The organism is Brevibacillus laterosporus LMG 15441 (assembly GCF_000219535.2).
Lineage (GTDB): Bacteria > Bacillota > Bacilli > Brevibacillales > Brevibacillaceae > Brevibacillus_B > Brevibacillus_B halotolerans.
Genome location: NZ_CP007806.1, coordinates 3,037,884 through 3,058,998, shown reverse-complemented (window position 1 = coordinate 3,058,998; position 21,115 = coordinate 3,037,884). Strand labels below are relative to the sequence as shown.

Here is a 21,115-nt window from a genome sequence, read left to right as displayed (position 1 = left end):
TTTTGGGAAGTATTTATTTTGCTTAGACAATGAGGTGTGGTACCCATGAATGGAAAAATTGTAGTAGTCGATGATGAGCCTATTACAAGAATGGATATTCGTGAGATTTTAAAAGAAGCGAACTACAATGTGGTAGGGGAAGCTTCAGACGGTTTTGAAGCCATTGAGTTATGTAAAAAGCATTTGCCTGATTTAGTGATTATGGACATTCAGATGCCTATCCTAGATGGATTAAAAGCGGGAAAAAGAATCCTTTCAGAGCAATTAGCTGGTGGCGTCGTTTTGCTGACAGCCTTTAGTGATAAAGAAAGTATCGAAAAGGCTTCCAGTATTGGTGCTTTGGGTTATCTAGTAAAACCACTTGATGAAAAGTCTTTCATTCCGATGGTGGAAGTAACCATCGCCAAGGGAAAAGAATTTCGCAAGCTAGAAAAAAACTATACAAAAGTCTCTCAAAAGCTAGAAGAACGAATTGCAATTGAGAAGGCAAAAGGTATTTTGATGAAAGAAAATGGTTTTTCTGAAGAAGAAGCATATCAGACGATTCGTAAATTGAGTATGGATAAACGATGTCCTATGATTGAAATCGCTACCACAATCGTGATTTCCTATGATTAAAGAGACAATTACACAATTGTGTAAAAAACATACTCATTTATCTGATGCTGAAATTCAGAAAATCATTGAAGTAGCTCATTCAAACGAATTATTTGATTTGCAGGAGGGAAGGGACCTTTTTATCGATGTCCTTTCAAAAGTGACGAACGAAGCGATTGTTGTCTACCACCAAACTCATGGGATTGCACAATCTCTCTATCAATGTCCAGTGGTTGGCGAGGTTGCTTTAAGAGAGAACGAGCCTGGTGTACTCCGGACGCTAGAGACCGGGGTTATGTCAGTGGGTCTTGTTGCAAAAACCCAAGAGAATCAATTGGTTCGACAGACGGTATATCCCATTCATTTAGATGGAAAAGTCATCGCTGTGCTTATCTATGAAAAAGATGTAAGCGAAGACGTCAATGCGAACTTTAAAGTAACGAAAAATGATTCCCAGTACGAAGATATAGCATCTACCGTAACAGCTATGATCCGGTTTAATGAATCCGTTATCAATCAGCTAGATGACGCTATTTTAATCTTTGATAAAGATGGTTTTTTAAAACTCAAGAATAGCAAAGCGGATAGACAATATAAAAATCTGGGGTATTTAGAAGATATACAGGGTTTACATTACGATAATCTCTCGCTAGATCAAACCTTGTTTGTCGAGGTAATGAGAGAATTTGATGAAACCCAACTGACTCAATTCCAGAAAGATGTACATGTTGCTAAGTATTTCTTTCAGGTAAAAAGATTGTTGATTGATGAGCGTGATTTACGTTTAGTCGTTATTTTGCATGACGTAACGGAAATTAAAGATAAGGAAGCTGAAATTATCTCAAAATCCGTGGCTATTCGTGAGATTCACCATCGTGTTAAAAATAATTTGCAAACCGTAGCTTCCTTACTGCGTATTCAATCTAGACAATGTGAGAGTGAAGAAGCAAAGAAATGTCTGAATGAGAGCGTTAGCAGAGTATTAGCTATCGCTGCCACGCATGAACTGCTCTCTACACAAATAGAAGCTAACGTAGATTTGCTTGAGGTTATTGAGCTAATCGCAGCTAATATTCAACGTTGCTTTGTTAATTGTAAGAAGATTGATATACGCATTGAAGCCAATCAAAAAATTTGTATAGATAGTAATCGTACAGTTGCTATAGCTCTTATAATCAATGAGTTGCTACAGAATTGCTACGAGCATGCTTTCTCCGATTGTGAGGAGGGAATTGTAAGGGTTTCCCTTTGTGTCGAAGGGAAGTATGCTACTCTTGAAGTGGTTGATAATGGAAAAGGTTTCAGGGTTGATAAATGTTCACAAGAAAGCCTAGGTTTATCTATTGTAACAAGCTATGTTAAGGATAAACTAAAAGGGAGCATGAAAATTGCTTCTAGCGAAAATGGAACATCTGTTACTTTTTCTTTCAAAATTTAATAATGATACTACAAAGACGTAGTATGAAATAAGCAAAGAGGCTTAAGGTTATATATTCCTGGTAGATGGGGATGTATGTAACTTTAAGCCTCTTTTCTTTTTTCTACTAGCTATAGGGGGTGACAAAATGAAAGAGGAATTGCTAAGCGTAGGTATCGATATGGGAACATCAACAACCCAAATAGTGTTTTCAAAGCTATATATTCAAAACTTGGCCTCAACGTTTTCTGTTCCACGTATCGTCATCACCGATAAAGAAGTGGTATACCGAAGTGATATTTGCTTCACACCATTGCTCTCTGCAAACAGAATTGATGTTCAACAAATTAAGCTGTTTGTACAGGAGCAGTATGAAAAAGCTGGCATTAAAAAAGAAGAGATTCAAACTGGCGCCGTGATTATAACCGGTGAGACGGCACGAAAAGAGAATGCAAACGAGGTATTACTTACCTTAAGCGGCTTTGCTGGTGATTTCGTAGTTGCAACAGCTGGTCCTGATCTTGAAAGCCTAATTGCTGCTAAAGGAGCAGGGGCACATACGTATTCGAAGGAGCATTCTACCTCAATTGTTAACATTGACATTGGTGGCGGTACTAGTAATTTAGCGGTATTTGCCCACGGAGAATCACAGGATACGGGTTGTTTAGATATTGGTGGACGATTGATCAAGGTAAATCCCGTGACTCATGAAATCATCTATATCGCACCTAAAATCAACATGTTGATTCAAAAAAGAGGATACGACATACAGCTAGGACAAACCGCTACACCAGAGAAGTTGCAACCAATCATCCAAGAAATGGTTTGGCTACTAGAAGAAAGTGTGGGTCTAAAAGAAAAAAGTGATTTCTATGAAACGATTCTCACTCATAGAGGTTTAAAACTAGACAAACCGATTTCATGCATTTCCTTTTCAGGTGGCGTAGCCGATTATATCTATCAGCATGAAGAGAAGGATGTGTTCCATTACGGAGATATCGGCATTTTGCTAGGAAGAGCGATTGCTGCTTCTCCACTGATGACACAAATGAAAGTCTTTCATTCTGTAGAGACAATTCGCGCAACAGTTGTTGGTGCTGGTTCTCATACTACTGAAATAAGTGGTAGTACGATCACTTATACAGATGAATCGTTTCCGATTAAAAACGTACCGATTCTAAAGGTTTCGAACGCGGACGAATCGGGAGACGAAGAGAAGCTAGCACAGGCCATTCGTGAAAAATTAGAGTGGTTCAAAGTAGATAATGATCTACAAAAAGTAGCGATTGCCATTGAAGGGAAAAAGAATCCTAGCTTCCCCGAAATTCAGATATACGCTAAAGGAATACAAAAGGGGATGGCTGAGCTACTTGAAAGAGAGTATCCATTCATAGTGATTGTTCACCATGACATGGCGAAGGTACTAGGACAAACCCTGTATGCACTACTCGACTACAAAAAAGATGTTGTGTGCATCGATAGTATTCAGGTAGACAATGGCGATTACATTGACATTGGGAAACCAATTGCCGATGGAAAAGTATTACCTGTAGTGATCAAAACACTCGTATTCAACTAAGAGATGTACAAATGAGAGGAGGAGCTTTTGTGATCTTAAAGACGAAATTATTTGGTCGGATGTATCAATTTTCATCCATCATCGAAGTTCTAGCAAAAGCGAATGAAGTAAAATCTGGGGATACATTAGCCGGTGTTGCTGCTACTTCTGCTGAAGAACGCGTTGCTGCTAAGGTTGTTCTAGCCCAACTAACATTAGCCGATTTGCGTAACAATCCAGTTGTTCCTTATGAAAAGGATGAGGTAACACGTATCATTCAGGATCAAGTGAACGAAAAAATTTACGCTGAAATTAAAAACTGGACAGTTGAAGAATTGCGCGAGTGGATTCTAAATGAGAACACAAAAGAATCTGACATCAAACGCATTTCCAGAGGTTTGACTTCTGAGATGATCGCAGCAGTAGCAAAAATCATGTCCAACCTTGACTTGATTTACGGAGCAAAAAAGATCCGCATTACTGCTCATGCGAATACAACAATTGGTCGCGCAGGAACGCTATCTGCTCGTCTACAGCCTAACCATCCAACTGATGATCCAGACGGTATTACAGCATCATTGATGGAAGGCTTAACCTACGGTATTGGTGATGCGGTACTTGGTTTGAACCCGGTAGATGACTCCACTGAAAGCGTTGCTCGTGTCTTAAAAAGATTTGAAGAGTTCAAGCAAAAATGGGAAATTCCTACCCAAACTTGCGTATTAGCTCACGTAACGACACAAATGGATGCTATTCGTCAGGGTGCGCCTACAGATTTGATTTTCCAATCAATCGCTGGTTCTGAAAAAGGAAACGAAGCATTTGGTTTTAATGCGGCAACAATTGCAGAAGCACAACACCTAGCTTTGCATGAAGGTACTGCTACTGGTCCAAACGTAATGTATTTTGAAACTGGACAAGGTTCCGAATTGTCTTCTGAAGCTCATCATGGAGTGGACCAAGTAACAATGGAAGCACGTTGCTATGGTTTTGCTAAGAAGTTTAGTCCATTCCTTGTAAATACAGTTGTTGGCTTCATCGGACCTGAATATCTCTACAACTCAAAACAGGTTATTCGCGCAGGTCTTGAGGATCACTTCATGGGTAAATTAACAGGTATTCCAATGGGATGCGATGCTTGTTACACCAACCATATGAAAGCGGACCAAAATGATATTGAAAACCTAGCAGTATTACTGTCGGCTGCTGGATGTAACTTCTTCATGGGTATCCCTCATGGTGACGACGTAATGTTGAACTATCAAACGACTGGATACCATGATACAGCAACATTGCGTGAGCTGTTAGGCTTAACTCCAATTAAAGAATTCGAACAATGGATGGAAAAAATGGGCTTCATTGAAAATGGAAAACTTACGAAAAAAGCCGGAGACGCTTCTGTGTTCTTAAAGTAGAGAAAGGAGGAAACAACAGTGAACGAAAAAGAACTAAAATCCATGATTGAAAGCATTCTATCTCAAATGATGGACAGCCCAAAAGAGGCAGCAGCTACACAGGAAGTAGTATCACAGGAAATGGTTACTCAAGCAATTGCAGCAAGTGCTCAACAACTTCAAGAGGAATCTATGATCAGTGATGAATGCCTAGACGACATCACAGAGATTGACATTAAAGGGCAGCTTTTAATTCCAGACCCTGAGGATAGAGAAGGGTATCTGAAAATGAAAGAAAGAACTCCTGCTCGTTTAGGGATTTGGAGAGCAGGCCCGCGTTACAAAACATCTACCTCCTTACGTTTTCGTGCGGACCATGCAGCGGCACAGGATGCAGTTTTCTCCTATGTACCTGAAGAATTTGTAAAAGAAATGAATTTGGTATCGATTGCAACGCTTTGCAAAGACAAAGACGAATATATCACTCGACCAGATTTAGGCCGTCAGCTATCTTCAGAAACCATCCAATATGTAAAACAGAACACAACACAATTTGCGAAAGTTCAATTGGTTGTAGGGGATGGATTAAGCTCTGCTGCAATTGAAGCTAATCTTCGAGACATTTTACCATCCATTACTCAAGGTTTAAAAATGTATGGAATCGAATTGGGCAATATTTTATTCGTAAAACATTGCCGTGTACCGTCCATGGATGTCATCGGTGATATTACCGGAGCAGATGTTGTATGTCTGCTAGTAGGGGAGAGACCTGGTCTAGTTACAGCAGAATCAATGAGTGCTTATGTTGCTTATAAGCCAACAGTTGGTATGCCAGAAGCAAAAAGAACAGTTATCTCTAATATTCACCAAGGTGGTACACCAGCAGTAGAAGCTGGGGCTCATATTGCAGAGCTAATCAAAACCATGATTGAGAAAAAAGCTTCAGGTATCGATTTGAAATTGTAGGAGAGGGAGGAAGTCTGATGAGAAACGAGCCTATCTACGCAAAAGTATTAGGAACCAAGTTGATCTCTAACGTGAGTCCTGATATGGCTGAGAAGCTAGAATTAAAACCGCATCACAAAAGCTTGGGAATCATCACAGTTGATATTGATGATGTGACATATACAGCATTGGACGAAGCAACCAAAGCAGCCGATGTAGATGTTGTTTATGCAAAAAGTATGTATGCAGGATCAGCTAATGCATCTACCAAACTAGCTGGTGAGGTAATTGGAATCATTGCAGGTCCAAGCCCAGCGGAAGTGAAAAGTGGACTTAGCGCTGCTATCACCTATATCGAAGACTCAGCACATTTCGTAGGTGCTAATGACGATAACTCCATTACGTATTTCGCACATTGTGTTTCCCGTACAGGTAGCTATTTGTCTCAAGTAGCTAATATAAATGAGGGCGAAGCGATTGCCTATTTGATTGCCCCTCCTCTCGAAGCAATGTACGCACTTGATGCAGCGCTCAAAGCAGCCGATGTGAGCATTGGAGCTTTCTTTGGACCTCCATCTGAAACCAACTTTGGCGGTGCCTTACTAACGGGTAGTCAATCTGCATGCAGAGCAGCATGTGATGCATTTGCAGCAGCCGTTCAATTTGTGGCTGACAACCCTACCAGTTACTAAGGGATAATCCATGAAAAATCAAGCATTAGGACTTGTAGAGACAAAAGGACTCTTGGGAGCAATGGAAGCTGCTGACGCTGCTCTCAAAGCCGCAAACGTAACATTGATTGGTCTTGAAAGATTAAAAAAAGATGGTTTGATTACAGTTAAAGTCAAAGGCGATGTCGGAGCGGTACAGGCTGCTGTTGATGCGGGAAGTGCTGCTGCCAGACAACTAAACTGTCTCTTTAATAGTCTTGTCATCGCAAGGCCACATGAAGAAACAGCTAAAATCGTAGCTGTAGATTTGCCAAAACAAACATCAAAACAAGCACCTAAGGTTACGCCTAAGGAATTACCTGAAAAAGACATCAAAAGTACTCCACTTGAAGTGATTACAGGAGGAAAAGTGTCAGAGACAGCACCTGTTGTTGATCACCTTGAAGAAGTCTCTGTTAAGCCAAAGGATCATGCCCAAGAGGAAGAACAAGATCTACATCATGCGGTAATCCAAGAGCAACTACTAGAAGAAGCTACCTCCCTTGTTTCTTCTAGCAAAAAGAAAGATAAACGACTAGAAGATATGAAACTAGCGGAGTTAAGAAAAATAGCTTACAAGTTAAAATTAACAAACATTACAAAAGGGCAAGTAAAGTATGCCAAAAAGGATCAGCTTATCGAAGCGATCCAACAACATGAGGGAGAGAAGGAGTAGAAAATGGAAGTTCTAGATAAAGACTTAATGTCCATTCAAGAGGTACGTACTTTAATCAAAAAAGCAAAAGAAGCTCAAGCCAAACTAGCTTCCATGACACAAGCTCAAATTGATTCCATTGTAAAAGCAATTGCGGATGCTGCTTATGAGAATCGTGAGAAGCTAGCTAAAATGGCAAACGAAGAAACAGGCTTTGGTCGTTGGCAAGATAAAGTTGTTAAAAATGCATTTGCTTCCAAGCATGTTTATGAAGAGATTAAAGACCTAAAAACTGTAGGTATCTTGAATGAAGATAAAGAGAAGAAAACAATGGAGATCGGTGTACCTGTAGGTGTTGTAGCTGGTCTTATTCCATCAACAAATCCTACTTCTACCGTTATCTATAAAGCAATGATCGCTCTTAAGGCGGGAAATAGTATTGTATTTTCCCCACATCCAAATGCACTACGTTGTATCTTGGAAACCGTAAAAATCATCAGTGAAGCTGCTAAAAAAGCAGGCTGCCCAGATGGCGCGATTAGCTGCATGACTGTACCAACTATCCAAGGAACAGATCAATTGATGAAACACAATGATACAGCTATGATCCTTGCCACTGGTGGTACAGCTATGGTAAAAGCAGCTTACTCTTCTGGTACACCAGCAATTGGTGTTGGACCTGGTAATGGACCAGCATTCATTGAAAGAAGTGCTAACATTTCTTTAGCAGTAAAACGTATCATGGATTCTAAAACGTTTGATAACGGAACGATTTGCGCTTCTGAACAATCTGTAGTTGTCGAAAGAGATAACAAAGAGACAATTGTAGCAGAGTTCAAAAAACAAGGAGCTTACTTCTTGTCCAAAGAAGAGAGCCAAAAACTTGGAAAATTCATTATGCGTGCAAATGGCACAATGAATCCTCAAATCGTAGGAAAAAGCGTTCAGCACATCGCGAAATTAGCTAACCTAGAAGTTCCAGAATCAACTAGAGTTCTAATCGCTGAAGAAACAGAAGTTGGAAGCAAAGTTCCATACTCTCGTGAAAAATTGGCTCCAATCCTTGCTTTCTACACAGAAGACAACTGGAGAACAGCATTAGATCGTTGCGTTGAGATCTTAAATAACGAAGGTGCTGGACACACAATGATGGTTCATACAAACAATGAAGCTATCGTTCGTGAATTCGCTTTGAAACAGCCTGTATCCCGTATCCTTGTTAATACACCAGGTACTCTAGGCGGTATCGGTGCAAGCACAGCTCTATTCCCAGCATTAACATTGGGTTGTGGAGCGGTTGGAGGAAGCTCAACTTCCGATAACGTTGGTCCATTAAACCTACTTAACATTCGTCGCGTAGGTTATGGCTTGAAGGAATTAGAAGATATTGTAGGAACAAGAGCAACTGAAGTAAAAGAACCAACTCTTGAAGCTACTAATAAAGAAGAATTGATCAGCTTAATTGTGAAACGCATCTTAGCTGAAATGTAAGACCCTGTTACGCTATAAACTTGGCTAGTTCAAGTTTACTTATAAACATGTTGCACATCATATGTACTTTTCTAAAAATCATAAATCTAACAAGATTCTAGGAGGAATTTTATTATGGCAAACGCAAACGCATTGGGAATGGTAGAAACTAAAGGACTAGTTGGAGCTATTGAAGCAGCAGATGCAATGGTAAAAGCAGCAAACGTTACATTGATTGGTAAAGAACAAATCGGTGCAGGTCTAGTAACAGTTATGGTACGTGGAGACGTAGGTGCAGTTAAAGCGGCTACAGACGCTGGAGCAGCAGCAGCAGAACGCGTTGGAGAATTACTATCTGTACATGTAATTCCAAGACCACATACTGAAGTAGATGCAATCTTGCCTAAAACAGCTGAATAATTATAGTCGGATGGATGCAGAACTTTTTGCATCCATCTCCCTATCTACCATATTGGGGTCAGGTAAGCTTCTTGGCTAGTCATTGTGAGAAGTTTTTCCGACGAGGGATGTGAACATATGGCTCTTATCACAGAAAGCGATTTGCGAAAACACTTTAAAAATCAAGAAGCTAAAGATAGCAAGGTTTTTGAAGTGAAAAAAGGCGTCATTCTCACGCCTTCTGCTAAAAGTTTTTTAACAGATCATCAGATAGAGCTTCGCTACTATGATGAGAATGCAACCCAACAACAGAATGCTCCTGTGCCACCAACAGAAATTTCAAGTAAGCCATCTATGCGTTATGAAACGATCTATGGTGGATATCTTGAAAGTAAGCCAGAGCATATGACTCATTTATATGGAAATCTCCTTGTCTATAAAGACCATCCTCGCATCATTTTTCGTGGAAAACTAGATTCATTAGAAGCTAACATTCTCGAAGCTCAAATCACTGGAGTAAGAGCAGGTTTGCCAAAGCTGGCAGTTGACTTGGAAGAAGTGCTTCTATTTGTACGAAATATTGTGCGCTGTGAAGTTCTTGGTGAGAGGCTAACGAATATCCAATTGCTAGATATGACATCTGATGAAATAAGAGAGCAATCGCATCATCCCAAGAAATACTTCGGATTAGATCATTTTAAACCGAGCTATGAAATGGGTGAGATGGTCATTGCCTTAAATTCATTGCGTACTTTCACTAGAGAAACGGAATTGTTGGCTTATCAAGCATTTAAACAAGAGCATGGAAGTGTGGAACGTGAAGACATCATTCAAGCGTTGAATCGCCTTTCCTCCTTATTTTGGATATTGATGTTCCGCGTTCGTCTAGATAAATACAAAGCTTGAGGAGAGAACTATGAAAAACGATCTGATTGAAAGCATTGTAGATGAAGTAGTAAAACGTGTTAATGAAGAAATGTGCGTTCCTATTGAAGCATCTGGGAAACATGTTCACTTGAGCAGAGCTGACATTGACACTTTGTTTGGCCCAGGCTATGAGCTGACAAAGATGAAAGATTTGTCTCAGCCTGGACAATATGCTTGCAAGGAACGGGTTACGCTAATTGGTCCTAAAGGTGCATTGCATAATGTAGTTGTACTTGGACCTGAACGTAAAGAGACGCAAGTAGAGATTGCTTTAACAGATTCTGTTGCACTAGGTGTAAAAGGAATTATCAAAGAGAGCGGACAGCTAGAAGGAACACCAGGAATTGTAATCGCCTCAGCGACAAATATGGTTCAATTGCAAAGAGGGTTAATCGTAGCAAAACGCCATATTCATATGACTCCTGAAGATGCGAAAAAACATAATGTTGTCAATGGCGAAACGGTTCAAGTTAAGGTATTCAGCAACAGACCATTGATTTTCGATGATGTAATGATTCGTGTAAGTCCTTCTTATGCAACATTCATGCATATTGACTATGATGAAGCGAATGCGTGTGGATTTACGAAAGGTACTATGGGGAAAATTTTGAAGAAAAGTACCTAGGAGTGTGAAAAAATGAACATAGAAGCTTTAGTCGAAGCGGTTACAAACGAGGTATATAAAAAGCTCCAAGGTATGAAGCTTTTGCAGGAACAGCCAATCAAGCGGCAAAAAGCAATCATTATGGACAACCAAGCACACCCTGAAATTGAAGCACAAATCGAATCACGCTACGATTTTCAATATTACGATGAGCAGACGAGGGATTGCGATCTTGTTATCATCCCGACTATTTGCATACAGCTACTGGGAAATTTGGCAAATGGCATCAGTGCGGGCAGTCGTGAACGTTTTATTTTAACCATGCTTTTAAAAGGTAAAAAAGTAGTCGCTTTAGAAAATTCCATGGTTTATAAAAAATATAAACAGACGGCAAACCCGGTGTTGTTTAAGCAATACGAGGCGTTTGAAGAGAAAATCAAAAGTTTTGGCATTCAAATGGTTCAAGTATCTGACTTACTCAAAATGGATGACAAGGAACATAGCCAAAAGGTTGTAAGTGCTAAGCAAGAGATCGAGATTGAACGAGAAGAAGTAATTCAGGAAGTTCTTTCTAAGAAGCTGATTACAGAGTCTGATTTAAAGAAATTTCATCTGCGTCGCGTGAATCAAATCATCGTGAACAAAAACAGCATTATTACACCACTTGCAAAAGATTATATCAAAATGCAGCAAATACAAGTACGGAGAAAATAACGGGGTGAACGTATGATTGTTGGAGAAGTTGTCGGCAGTCTTTGGGCTACGCGAAAAGATGAAAAGCTAAATGGTTTAACGTTTCTAGTAGTTAAACCGCATTCATATGATGAAAATACTTCAAAGGAATGCTTTGTTGCGGCGGATCATGCCGGTGCGGGCATAGGCGACACCGTTCTCGTAACGAAAGGCAGCGCAGCAAGAAGCTCCATGAAAGATCAAAACGTACCTATTGATGCAGTTATCGTGGGTATTGTAGATTCTCTGGAGATGAACGATGAGTAGTTCTATTGGCATCCTAGAATTAAGAAGTATAAGTAAGGGATATGAGACGGCTGACTTCATGCTAAAAAAATCCACTGTGGATATCCATCATATGCGTTCCATTTGCCCGGGTAAATTTCTGATCATTGTTAGTGGTGATACTGCAAATGTACAAGAGTCCATGGAGATTGCCAAAAAGGTCTCAAAGGATTTTCTTGTGAGTGAATTTATTCTAAATGGTGTTCATAACGACATCGTTAATGGTTTGAAAAAAAGCTACTCAACTGAGCCTATAAATGCCATTGGAATTTTCGAAACATCCAACGTCTCATCTGGTATTTACGCGATAAACCTTGCCTTAAAAGGTGCCCATACCTTCTTGAAAAGAATCAACCTAGGTATGGGTATCGGAGGCAAGCTACTTGCTGTCATTACTGGAAGTGTAAGCGATGTTGAACAAGCGATGGATATAGCTGTTTCATCCATCGATCAGAAGCGAATCGTTCATTATACCGTTATGCCATCACCAAGTGAAGAGATCAAAAAACAGTTTCGGTAAGAGCGGAGGAAGTCATGTATGGGAATAAATGAAATCATTATTTACTTAATGGTCATTTTTATGGTTCTGGGTGCGATTGATAAGTGTATTGGGAATAAATTTGGCTTAAGTCAACAATTCGAAGAGGGTATTATGGCAATGGGTTCCTTAACACTAGCCATGGTAGGTATTATCTCTTTGTCTCCTGTATTAGCCAAAGTGCTTAGTCCTATTGTTGTACCTGTATTTAATGCACTAGGAGCAGACCCAGCAATGTTTGCTACTACGATTTTAGCAAATGATATGGGTGGCTTTGCATTAGCGCAAGAACTAGCGAAAGATCCAGAAGCAGGAATGTTTGCAGGGGTTATTTTAGGTGCTATGTTAGGGCCAACGATCGTTTTTACGATTCCAGTTGCTCTAGGTATTATTCGTAAAGAAGATCACAAGTTCTTAGCAACAGGTGTTCTATCAGGAATTATTACAATTCCGATTGGTTGTATTGCTGGTGGACTAGTTGCTGGTTATTCAATTGGCATGATTTTAACCAATCTAGTGCCAATTCTCATTTTTGCGGCTCTTATTGTACTAGGATTAGTGAAATTCCCGAATGGAATGATCAAAGGCTTTACAATCTTTGGCCAATTCATCGTTATTGTGGCAACGCTTGCATTAGCAGCTGGCATCATTGAACAACTAGTGGGTCTGACTATTATTCCAGGACTAGCTCCTATCTCAGAAGGTATTAAGATTGTTGGAGACATTTCCATTGTCTTAGCAGGCGCGTTCTGTATGGTATTTGTTATTACAAAGGTGTTTAAGAAGCCATTGCTTAAATTGGGTAAAGTACTTGGAATGAACGAAGTTGCAGCAGCAGGTATGGTTGCTACTCTTGCTAATAACATTCCGATGTTTGGAATGATGAAAGATATGGATGATAGAGGTAAAATTATTAACGTTGCCTTCGCTGTATCAGCAGGATTTGTTCTTGGTGACCATTTAGGATTCACAGCAGGTGTTGCAAAAGATATGATCTTCCCGATGATTGTAGGTAAACTAGTCGGTGGTATTACGGCAATCTTTGTAGCGATCTTCATTTCTAAAAAGATGATTGAAGGAAAAAAAGATAAAGATAAGAAAACGGAGGTTGCGTAAAATGGAAAACTTAGATATTAAAGCCATTGAAGAAATTGTCCGTAAAATCATTACTGAAAAAGTAGGAGCTAGCACAGCATCAGCTCCTGAAGAATTCCCAAAACATCGGGATAGTAGTGGTGTTACCTCTATACCTTTGCAAGTTGTACGTGTAGCAGAAACAGACCGTTTGGATACTGGCAATAAAGAAGATATCGTATATTGCAAGGATCTATTTTCATTAGAAGAAAGCCCACGCTTAGGTTGTGGAATTATGGAAATGAAAGAGACAACCTTTGATTGGACCCTTAATTATGATGAAATTGATTATGTAATAGAAGGGTACTTGGAAATCATCATTGATGGTCGCAAAGTTAGTGCAAAAGCCGGAGAAATCATTTTAATTCCAAAAGGAACCAAAATCCAATTCTCTGTGCCTGAGTTTGCTCGCTTTATGTATGTAACTTATCCAGCAGATTGGGCAACTCAAAAATAAATCGAAAATGTGTGAAATAAACATTAATAACATTACAAAAATAAATTTGAGTTGATAATTAGGTTGTCGAGTAAATTCGACGGCCTTTTATTTATTTACAGGTATGGAAATACCGTATAATTCATATATAATTAAATTTAGTAAATAATAAAACAATAAAGTAAATTATAAAACCATCCTGTCTATTCTTTTATTCGTTATAATTTATAGTGTAACAACTTGGTTACACTATAACTAGACAAGGGGGGGTATTATAGTGAGCTTTAGTCGAAAGAATATCATCTCGTTAAGCATCGCACTAGCTGTACTGGTTATTATTCTGTTACTCCCAACACCAGAAAGCTTACCACTTGCTGGTCAAAGAACACTAGCAATCCTTGCATTCGCTGTTATTTTATGGGTTACGGAAGCGGTTACATATCCGGTTAGTGCGGCTTTAATCGTTGGGCTTATTGCTGTTTTAATCGGATTTTCGCCAACAGTTGAAGACCCAAATGTCGTGTACACAACAAAGAAAGCGCTTACTATGGCGCTGGGAGGTTTTAGTAATTCAGCAGTTGCGTTAGTGGCCGGTGCATTGTTCCTTGCTGTAGCGATGGAAATTACCGGATTGCATAAGCGCATTGCTCTATTGGTACTATCAAAAGTAGGGTCCAAATCAAACAATATCGTACTCGGAACCATTCTTGTAAGCATTGTACTTGCTTTGTTTGTACCTAGTGCAACAGCTAGAGCAGGTGCTATTATTCCAATCCTAATGGGAATGGTAGCTGCTTTTGGTCTAGAAAAGAATAGCCGTCTTTCTGCCTTGCTGATGATTACAACCGTCCAATCCATTTCCATATGGAACATTGGGATTAAAACGGCTGCAGCGCAGAATATGGTTGCCTTGGGATTCATGGAAACCGCTTTCAATTACCATATTTCCTGGGGAGAATGGTTCATTTATGCAGCACCATGGGCTGTTATCATGTCTGTCATTCTATATTTTGTGATGACAAAATTAATCAAACCAGAGCTTAGTGAAATACCAAACGGCAGAGAATTAATCAAAAAACAATTGGCTGAGCTAGGGAAGCTAACCCCAAAAGAATGGCGTTTAATGATAGTTTCCTTGCTTCTATTGTTCCTTTGGTCTACTGAGGGAGTCTTGCATGCATTGGATTCCACTACAATTACACTTGCGGCTGTTGCCATCCTTTTATGCCCTGTCATTGGGGTGTATACTTGGAAGCAGGTAGAGCAAAAAGTAGGATGGGGAACGCTAATTGTATTTGCGGTCGGAATGTCTCTAGGGAACCTCTTATTAAAAACAGAGGGAGCTCAGTGGATTTCCAAAGGATTGTTTGAATCAATGGGTTTAACTGCTATGCCAGTAATTACTGTTATTATCATATTAACATTATTTAACATTTTGATTCACCTCGGGTTTGCTAGTGCAACAAGCTTGGCATCTGCGTTTATTCCAATTGTTATTGCATTGGTAACCGCAATGGAGCCTACGTTTAACAAGCCTGGTATGGTCTTAATCCAGCAATTTGTCATTAGTTTTGGCTTCCTTTTACCAGTAAGTGCACCGCAAAATATGCTTGCTTACGGTACAGGTTCCTTTACGACCAGCGACTTTGTGAAGTCGGGTGTACCTCTTACAATAGCGGGCTTTATTCTCATAATTGCATTTAGTATGACTTATTGGCAGTGGATGGGTTTACTTTAGAACGCAAAAGGTTTAAATTGTTTAATGGGATTGATCTCCTTCTATTTGAAACCGCTTCGATTAGGTATTTTCATCCAATTGGGAGTTTAATTGAAATAAAAGGAGATCAACAAACCTCAATTTCGTGCAGGTCATGATCACAACAAGACTGTAGGAGGGTTACAAATGAGTATGAATAACAAACTGCCAGCTAGCCCTTGGGCAGAATTTTATGGACCGAATCTTGGTTATGTGTTTGAGCAGTATGAGATCTATATGGAAAATCCGGAAGAAGTACCTGCAGACTTACGAAAATTGTTTGATAATTGGGGATCGCCGGTCCTTCCAGAAAATGATCTTCATGGTCAGGAAATGACACCTGAAAGCTCCGCACCAAGAACGCTACCATTTGCAAAAATGAAGAAATTCGTTGCTGCTCTTCAGTTGGCAGATACTATCCGTGGGTTTGGACACTTAGGTGCTAATCTGTATCCTTTGGAAGCTCAAGCTCCACAAGCGGATTTGTTAAATCTGGATCAATATGGTTTGACCGAGGCTGATCTTCGAGATATTCCAGCTGAATTCATTTGCAAGCATCAGCCGGAACGTTTCGCTAATGGCTGGGAAGCGATCCAGTATTTGAAAGGAACGTACACTAGCAATATTGCCTTTGAAATTCAACATGTGGATGAGGCAGAAGAAAAAGCTTGGATTCAAAGTATGATTGAGTCTGGCGAAGTAACTAAGGAACTCTCTTTGCAGAAAAAGACTGATCTTTTAAAAAGATTGAATGAGGTAGAAGGTTTTGAAAAGTTTCTACACAAGCAGTTTGTAGGGGCCAAACGCTTCTCCGTAGAAGGTTTGGATGTCCTAGTACCTGTCATTGATGAGCTCGTGGAGCACTCCGTTCAAGCGGGAACAAGCGATGTAACCATCTCAATGGCACATCGTGGTCGTTTAAACGTACTAACTCACGTGCTGGGTAAACCTTACGAAGATATTTTTAGTCAATTCCAGCATTCACCAAAAGAAAAGCTGGACAAGGCCCAAGAAGCTCATGTCGGCTGGACAGGTGATGTTAAGTATCACTTTGGAGCAGTTAAAGAGATTAAGAATGGCGATAAAACCACACGCATCACGATGGCGCACAATCCAAGTCACTTGGAAGTGTCAGGTTCTATCGTACAGGGCTACACAAGAGCAGCTCAGGATGATCGCTCTCAAGCGGGCTATCCAAAACAGGATGAATACAAAGCGATGTCTATTCTTGTTCACGGTGACGCTGCCTTCCCAGGTCAAGGTGTAGTTGCAGAGACGCTGAACTACTCCGGTATCAAAGGCTATAAAACAGGAGGAACCGTACACATCATCGCTAACAACCGTGTTGGTTTCACCACGGAAAGTGAAGATTCCAGATCCACCAGATATGCGAGCGATCTTGCCAAAGGATACGGGATTCCCATTATTCATGTGAATGCAGATGATCCTGAAGCATGCATTGCCGCCGCAAAATTAGCCTTCCAATATCGTAGTAAATTTTATAAAGATGTACTAATTGACCTAATAGGTTATAGACGTCTTGGCCATAACGAAATGGATGAACCAATGGCGACAAATCCAATGACCTACATCGTGGTTCGTAAACATCCAACGATTACTCAAATTTACAAAGATCGTTTAACCGAAAGAAACGAGCTGTCAAAAGAGCAAATTGAAGCGATCGAAGAAACGGTTAAACAAGCATTTGTAAAAGCTTATGAGAAAGTAAACAAAGCACATGATGACTCTGGCTTGATTCCCGATCTACCAGATGCGGTCAAAATTGGTTATCCAAAGGTTAAAACTTCTGTTGATTTGAAAAAGCTGACAGAGATTAACGCGGATTTATTAAAATGGCCTGAAGGTTTCCATGTCTTTGATAAACTAGAAAAAATCTTATCCCGTCGTCAGCAGGTCTTCGCAGATAACTCGAAGATTGATTGGGCACATGCAGAAGTTCTGGCATTCTCCACTATATTAGAAGACGGAACACCTATCCGTTTAAGCGGTCAAGATTCTGAGCGTGGTACGTTCTCTCACCGCAACCTAGTACTGCATGATTCTAAGACGGGTGAAACGTATTCTCCATTGCACAGATTGCCAGGAGCAAAAGCTTCTTTTGAGGTGCGCAACAGTCCATTGTCTGAATACGCCGTACTCGGATTCGAATATGGTTATAATGTTTTTGCTCCTGAAACGCTTGTCATGTGGGAAGCACAGTTCGGGGATTTCGCCAATACGGCACAAGTAATATTTGACCAATATATTTCAGCAGGTCGTGCAAAATGGGGTCAGAAATCAGGTCTTGTGATGCTACTTCCACATGGATATGAAGGTCAGGGACCAGAACACTCCAGTGCGAGACTGGAACGTTTCTTACAGCTTTCAGCGGAAAACAACTGGACAGTAGCTAATCTTTCTTCTTCTGCTCAGTATTTCCATATCTTAAGAAGACAGGCTGCCATGTTAAACAAAGACGAAGTAAGACCATTGGTGATTATGTCACCGAAGAGCTTGCTACGTAATCCTTCTGCGGGATCAGCTATTGATGAATTTACCAACGGGGAGTTTAAAACGGTTATCGAGCAGCAAGGTTTGGGACAAAAAGCTGAAGCCGTAGAGCGCCTAGTATTCTGCACAGGAAGAATGGCTGTTGATTTGTCCGATCAGGTAGCGGACGTCGGAAAATTTGATTGGTTGCAAATTGTTCGAGTTGAGGAACTATATCCGTTCCCAACAGAAAAAATCAACGAGATTATTCGTAAATACAAAAATCTGCGTGAAATTGTCTGGACACAGGAAGAACCAAGAAACATGGGAGCATGGACTTTTGTTGAACCACGTTTAAAAGCACTAGCACCAAAAGGAGTAAATGTATCCTACAACGGACGCATGAGACGCTCAAGTCCGTCAGAAGGAGATCCAGTTGCTCATAAAAAAGAACAACAACGTATTCTTGCACAGAGTGTTACTAGAAACTTGGTAAGGGTGTGATAGAGATGGCAGAGGTAAAAGTACCAGAATTAGCAGAATCCATTTCAGAGGGAACAGTAGGTAAATGGCTAAAACAGCAAGGTGAAGCAGTAGCCATGGGGGATATCCTACTTGAATTGGAAACCGATAAAGTAAACGTGGAAATTATCGCTGAAAATGAAGGTGTGTTAACGCAAGTATTAAAAGAAGAGGGTGACACCGTTAAAGTGGGTGAAACCATCGCAGTTATTGATGAAGCTGGGGCAGCATCAACACCAAAAGCGGAAAGCAAACCAAAGCCAACTTCACAACCTGCGCCAGAAGTAAAAGTGCAACCGGCTGTTACTCAAGAAGAAAGTAAACAATCTGTAGTAGCTTCTCCAGCAGCTAGAAAGCATGCTAGAGAACGTGGCATTGATCTTAATGAAGTGGCTACAATGGACCCGTTAGGTCGCGTTCGCAAACAAGATGTTTCTACTTTTGATCCAAGTCAGCAAGTAGCTACACCAAAACAAGCAGCTTCTGCTCCAAAAGCAGCACCGCAGGCCGAAGAGGTTAACCCTGCTAAACCAGTTGAGCGTCAAAGAATGTCTCGCCGCCGTCAGACGATCGCAAAACGCTTAGTAGAGGTACAACAAACTGCAGCGATGCTAACTACTTTTAATGAAGTAGATATGACAGCGATCATGGCACTACGCAACAAACGTAAAGATGCGTTTGAAAAGAAAAATAATGTAAAGCTTGGCTTTATGTCCTTCTTTACAAAAGCTGTTATTGGTGCGTTGAAAAAATACCCACTTCTAAACGCTGAGATTCAAGGCGATGAAATCGTAATGAAAAAATTCTATGATATCGGTATCGCTGTGTCTGCTCCAGAAGGCTTGGTAGTTCCAGTCGTTCGCGATGCAGATCGTATGAGCTTTGCTGAAATTGAAAAAGGAATTGGCGATCTAGCTGTAAAAGCAAGAGAAAACAAACTAGCCCTGTCTGACTTGCAAGGCGGAACGTTTACGATTACAAACGGTGGCGTATTCGGTTCACTATTGTCTACACCAATTCTAAATGCTCCACAGGTAGGTATTCTGGGGATGCATACAATCCAGACTCGTCCAGTAGCGATTGATCAAGACCGTATGGAGAACAGACCGATGATGTATATCGCACTTTCCTACGATCACAGAATTGTTGACGGTCGGGAAGCAGTAGGCTTCTTAGTAACAGTGAAAAATCTATTGGAAGATCCAGAGTCTCTATTGCTTGAAGGCTAATATCCAGGTGTGAATACGGTCTGCCTCTTCTTTGCCTAAGCGCGGTGAAGCAAGTGGGAGGAAGGGGCAGGACCTTATTATAAAAAAGCTGTACAAGATAGTTGAATTACAATGGTTCCTACCAGGTAACAGGAGGATAATCGATGAACATTCATGAGTATCAAGGAAAAGAGGTTCTGCGACAATATGGGGTTACTGTTCCAAACGGGAAAGTAGCATTCACAGTTGAAGAGGCCGTAGCAGCAGCAAAAGAACTAGGTACAAAAGTATGTGTAGTAAAAGCTCAAATCCACGCAGGTGGACGCGGTAAAGCTGGTGGCGTAAAAGTAGCGAAGTCTCTAGATGAAGTAAAAGCTTACGCAAGCGAAATTCTGGGCAAAACGTTGGTCACTCATCAAACAGGTCCAGAGGGTAAAGAAGTTAAGCGCCTTTTAATTGAAGAAGGCTGCGATATTAAAAAAGAATATTATTTAGGTCTAGTTTTAGATAGAGCTACTTCTCGTGTGGTTTTGATGGGCTCCGAGGAAGGCGGCACAGAGATCGAAGAGGTAGCAGCCGCAACGCCTGAAAAAATCTTTAAGGAATATATTGATCCGGTAGTTGGTTTAACACCATTCCAAGCTAGACGCCTAGCATTTAACATCAATATTCCTACAGAGCTGATCAATAAAGCTGCAGCGTTCATGACTGCTTTATACACTGCCTTTGTTGAAAAAGATTGCTCTATCGCTGAAATCAATCCATTAGTTGTCACAGGTGACGGAAACGTAATGGCATTGGATGCAAAATTGAATTTTGACTCCAATGCACTATACCGCCATAAAGACATCATGGATTATAGAGATTTGGAAGAAGAAGATCCAAAAGAGATCGAAGCATCCAAATATGATCTAAGCTATATTTCCCTAGATGGTAATATCGGTTGCATGGTAAATGGTGCAGGTCTAGCAATGGCTACGATGGATATTATCAAACACTTTGGTGGAGATCCTGCCAACTTCCTAGATGTAGGGGGCGGTGCTACTGCTGAGAAAGTAACGGAAGCCTTTAAAATCATTTTGTCTGATAAAAATGTAAAAGGAATCTTCGTTAATATCTTTGGTGGAATCATGAAGTGTGACATTATTGCTACTGGTGTAGTTGAAGCGGCGAAACAATTAAGCCTTGAAGTGCCATTGGTTGTTCGTCTAGAAGGTACAAATGTTGAATTGGGCAAACAGATCCTAAAAGACTCTGGTTTAAACATTACCTCTGCTGATTCAATGGCAGACGGCGCTCAAAAGATTGTATCACTCGTGGGTTAATGGTTAGGGGGAA

The 21,115-nt window shown here is 40.4% G+C and carries 20 protein-coding genes; all 20 read left to right on the top strand.

The genetic code is table 11. The annotated features are described in order from the left end of the window. Positions 1 to 45: 45 nt before the first annotated feature. The 20 genes from BRLA_RS13035 to sucC all read left to right on the top strand — a co-directional run bounded on the left by BRLA_RS13035 (position 46) and on the right by sucC (position 21,102). A complete protein-coding gene (locus BRLA_RS13035; protein WP_003336170.1) occupies positions 46 to 618 on the top strand; it encodes an ANTAR domain-containing response regulator in 573 nt (190 codons plus the stop codon). Continuing rightward, a complete protein-coding gene (locus tag BRLA_RS13030; protein WP_031309892.1) occupies positions 614 to 2,035 on the top strand; it encodes a sensor histidine kinase in 1,422 nt (473 codons plus the stop codon). Before BRLA_RS13035 ends, BRLA_RS13030 begins: the two co-directional genes overlap by 5 nt. A 127-nt stretch (positions 2,036 to 2,162) precedes the next feature. Next, positions 2,163 to 3,593, top strand: coding sequence for an ethanolamine ammonia-lyase reactivating factor EutA (gene eutA, locus BRLA_RS13025; protein WP_003336172.1), 1,431 nt, complete (start codon positions 2,163 to 2,165; stop codon positions 3,591 to 3,593). A 29-nt stretch (positions 3,594 to 3,622) separates the two neighbouring features. Further along, positions 3,623 to 4,987 carry an ethanolamine ammonia-lyase subunit EutB gene (locus BRLA_RS13020; RefSeq protein WP_003336173.1) on the top strand — a complete coding sequence of 455 codons (1,365 nt, stop codon included), beginning with the start codon at positions 3,623 to 3,625 and terminating at the stop codon, positions 4,985 to 4,987. Positions 4,988 to 5,158: 171 nt separating this feature from the next. Then, a complete protein-coding gene (gene eutC, locus BRLA_RS13015; protein ID WP_396125742.1) occupies positions 5,159 to 5,932 on the top strand; it encodes an ethanolamine ammonia-lyase subunit EutC in 774 nt (257 codons plus the stop codon). 17 nt (positions 5,933 to 5,949) lie between these two features. Next, the gene (eutL, locus tag BRLA_RS13010; protein ID WP_003336176.1) at positions 5,950 to 6,603 is read left to right on the top strand and encodes an ethanolamine utilization microcompartment protein EutL; all 654 of its coding nucleotides are present in this window, start codon (positions 5,950 to 5,952) and stop codon (positions 6,601 to 6,603) included. Positions 6,604 to 6,613: 10 nt separating this feature from the next. Continuing rightward, positions 6,614 to 7,297 (top strand): BMC domain-containing protein, encoded by a 684-nt coding sequence (locus BRLA_RS24990; RefSeq protein WP_003336177.1) that lies wholly within the window; start codon positions 6,614 to 6,616, stop codon positions 7,295 to 7,297. 3 nt (positions 7,298 to 7,300) lie between these two features. Beyond that, positions 7,301 to 8,767 (top strand): acetaldehyde dehydrogenase (acetylating), encoded by a 1,467-nt coding sequence (locus tag BRLA_RS13000; protein WP_003336179.1) that lies wholly within the window; start codon positions 7,301 to 7,303, stop codon positions 8,765 to 8,767. 114 nt (positions 8,768 to 8,881) lie between these two features. Further along, a complete protein-coding gene (gene pduA / locus BRLA_RS12995; RefSeq protein ID WP_003336180.1) occupies positions 8,882 to 9,166 on the top strand; it encodes a propanediol utilization microcompartment protein PduA in 285 nt (94 codons plus the stop codon). A gap of 117 nt (positions 9,167 to 9,283) precedes the next feature. Next, the gene (locus BRLA_RS12990; protein ID WP_003336181.1) at positions 9,284 to 10,051 is read left to right on the top strand and encodes an ethanolamine utilization cobalamin adenosyltransferase; all 768 of its coding nucleotides are present in this window, start codon (positions 9,284 to 9,286) and stop codon (positions 10,049 to 10,051) included. Between the two features lie 10 nt (positions 10,052 to 10,061). Beyond that, positions 10,062 to 10,697, top strand: a complete 636-nt coding sequence (gene eutD / locus BRLA_RS12985; RefSeq protein ID WP_003336182.1) for an ethanolamine utilization phosphate acetyltransferase EutD — start codon at positions 10,062 to 10,064, stop codon at positions 10,695 to 10,697. A 12-nt stretch (positions 10,698 to 10,709) separates the two neighbouring features. Further along, positions 10,710 to 11,390, top strand: coding sequence for a hypothetical protein (locus BRLA_RS12980; RefSeq protein ID WP_003336183.1), 681 nt, complete (start codon positions 10,710 to 10,712; stop codon positions 11,388 to 11,390). 12 nt (positions 11,391 to 11,402) lie between these two features. Beyond that, positions 11,403 to 11,675, top strand: a complete 273-nt coding sequence (locus BRLA_RS12975) for a EutN/CcmL family microcompartment protein (protein WP_003336184.1) — start codon at positions 11,403 to 11,405, stop codon at positions 11,673 to 11,675. Then, positions 11,668 to 12,213: a BMC domain-containing protein gene (locus tag BRLA_RS12970; protein ID WP_003336185.1), complete on the top strand. Its 546-nt coding sequence runs from the start codon at positions 11,668 to 11,670 to the stop codon at positions 12,211 to 12,213. Before BRLA_RS12975 ends, BRLA_RS12970 begins: the two co-directional genes overlap by 8 nt. Before the next feature lie 18 nt (positions 12,214 to 12,231). Further along, on the top strand, positions 12,232 to 13,347 hold the full coding sequence (gene eutH, locus BRLA_RS12965) for an ethanolamine utilization protein EutH (protein WP_003336186.1): 1,116 nt from the start codon (positions 12,232 to 12,234) through the stop codon (positions 13,345 to 13,347). 1 nt (position 13,348) lies between these two features. Next, positions 13,349 to 13,822, top strand: a complete 474-nt coding sequence (locus BRLA_RS12960; protein WP_003336187.1) for a cupin domain-containing protein — start codon at positions 13,349 to 13,351, stop codon at positions 13,820 to 13,822. A gap of 256 nt (positions 13,823 to 14,078) precedes the next feature. Further along, positions 14,079 to 15,539, top strand: a complete 1,461-nt coding sequence (locus BRLA_RS12955; protein WP_003336189.1) for a DASS family sodium-coupled anion symporter — start codon at positions 14,079 to 14,081, stop codon at positions 15,537 to 15,539. A 165-nt stretch (positions 15,540 to 15,704) separates the two neighbouring features. Then, positions 15,705 to 18,551 carry a 2-oxoglutarate dehydrogenase E1 component gene (locus tag BRLA_RS12950; protein ID WP_003336190.1) on the top strand — a complete coding sequence of 949 codons (2,847 nt, stop codon included), beginning with the start codon at positions 15,705 to 15,707 and terminating at the stop codon, positions 18,549 to 18,551. Positions 18,552 to 18,556: 5 nt separating this feature from the next. Then, positions 18,557 to 19,798 (top strand): 2-oxoglutarate dehydrogenase complex dihydrolipoyllysine-residue succinyltransferase, encoded by a 1,242-nt coding sequence (gene odhB, locus BRLA_RS12945; protein ID WP_003336191.1) that lies wholly within the window; start codon positions 18,557 to 18,559, stop codon positions 19,796 to 19,798. A gap of 143 nt (positions 19,799 to 19,941) precedes the next feature. Then, on the top strand, positions 19,942 to 21,102 hold the full coding sequence (sucC, locus tag BRLA_RS12940; RefSeq protein WP_003336192.1) for an ADP-forming succinate--CoA ligase subunit beta: 1,161 nt from the start codon (positions 19,942 to 19,944) through the stop codon (positions 21,100 to 21,102). The last annotated feature ends 13 nt before the right edge of the window (positions 21,103 to 21,115 follow it).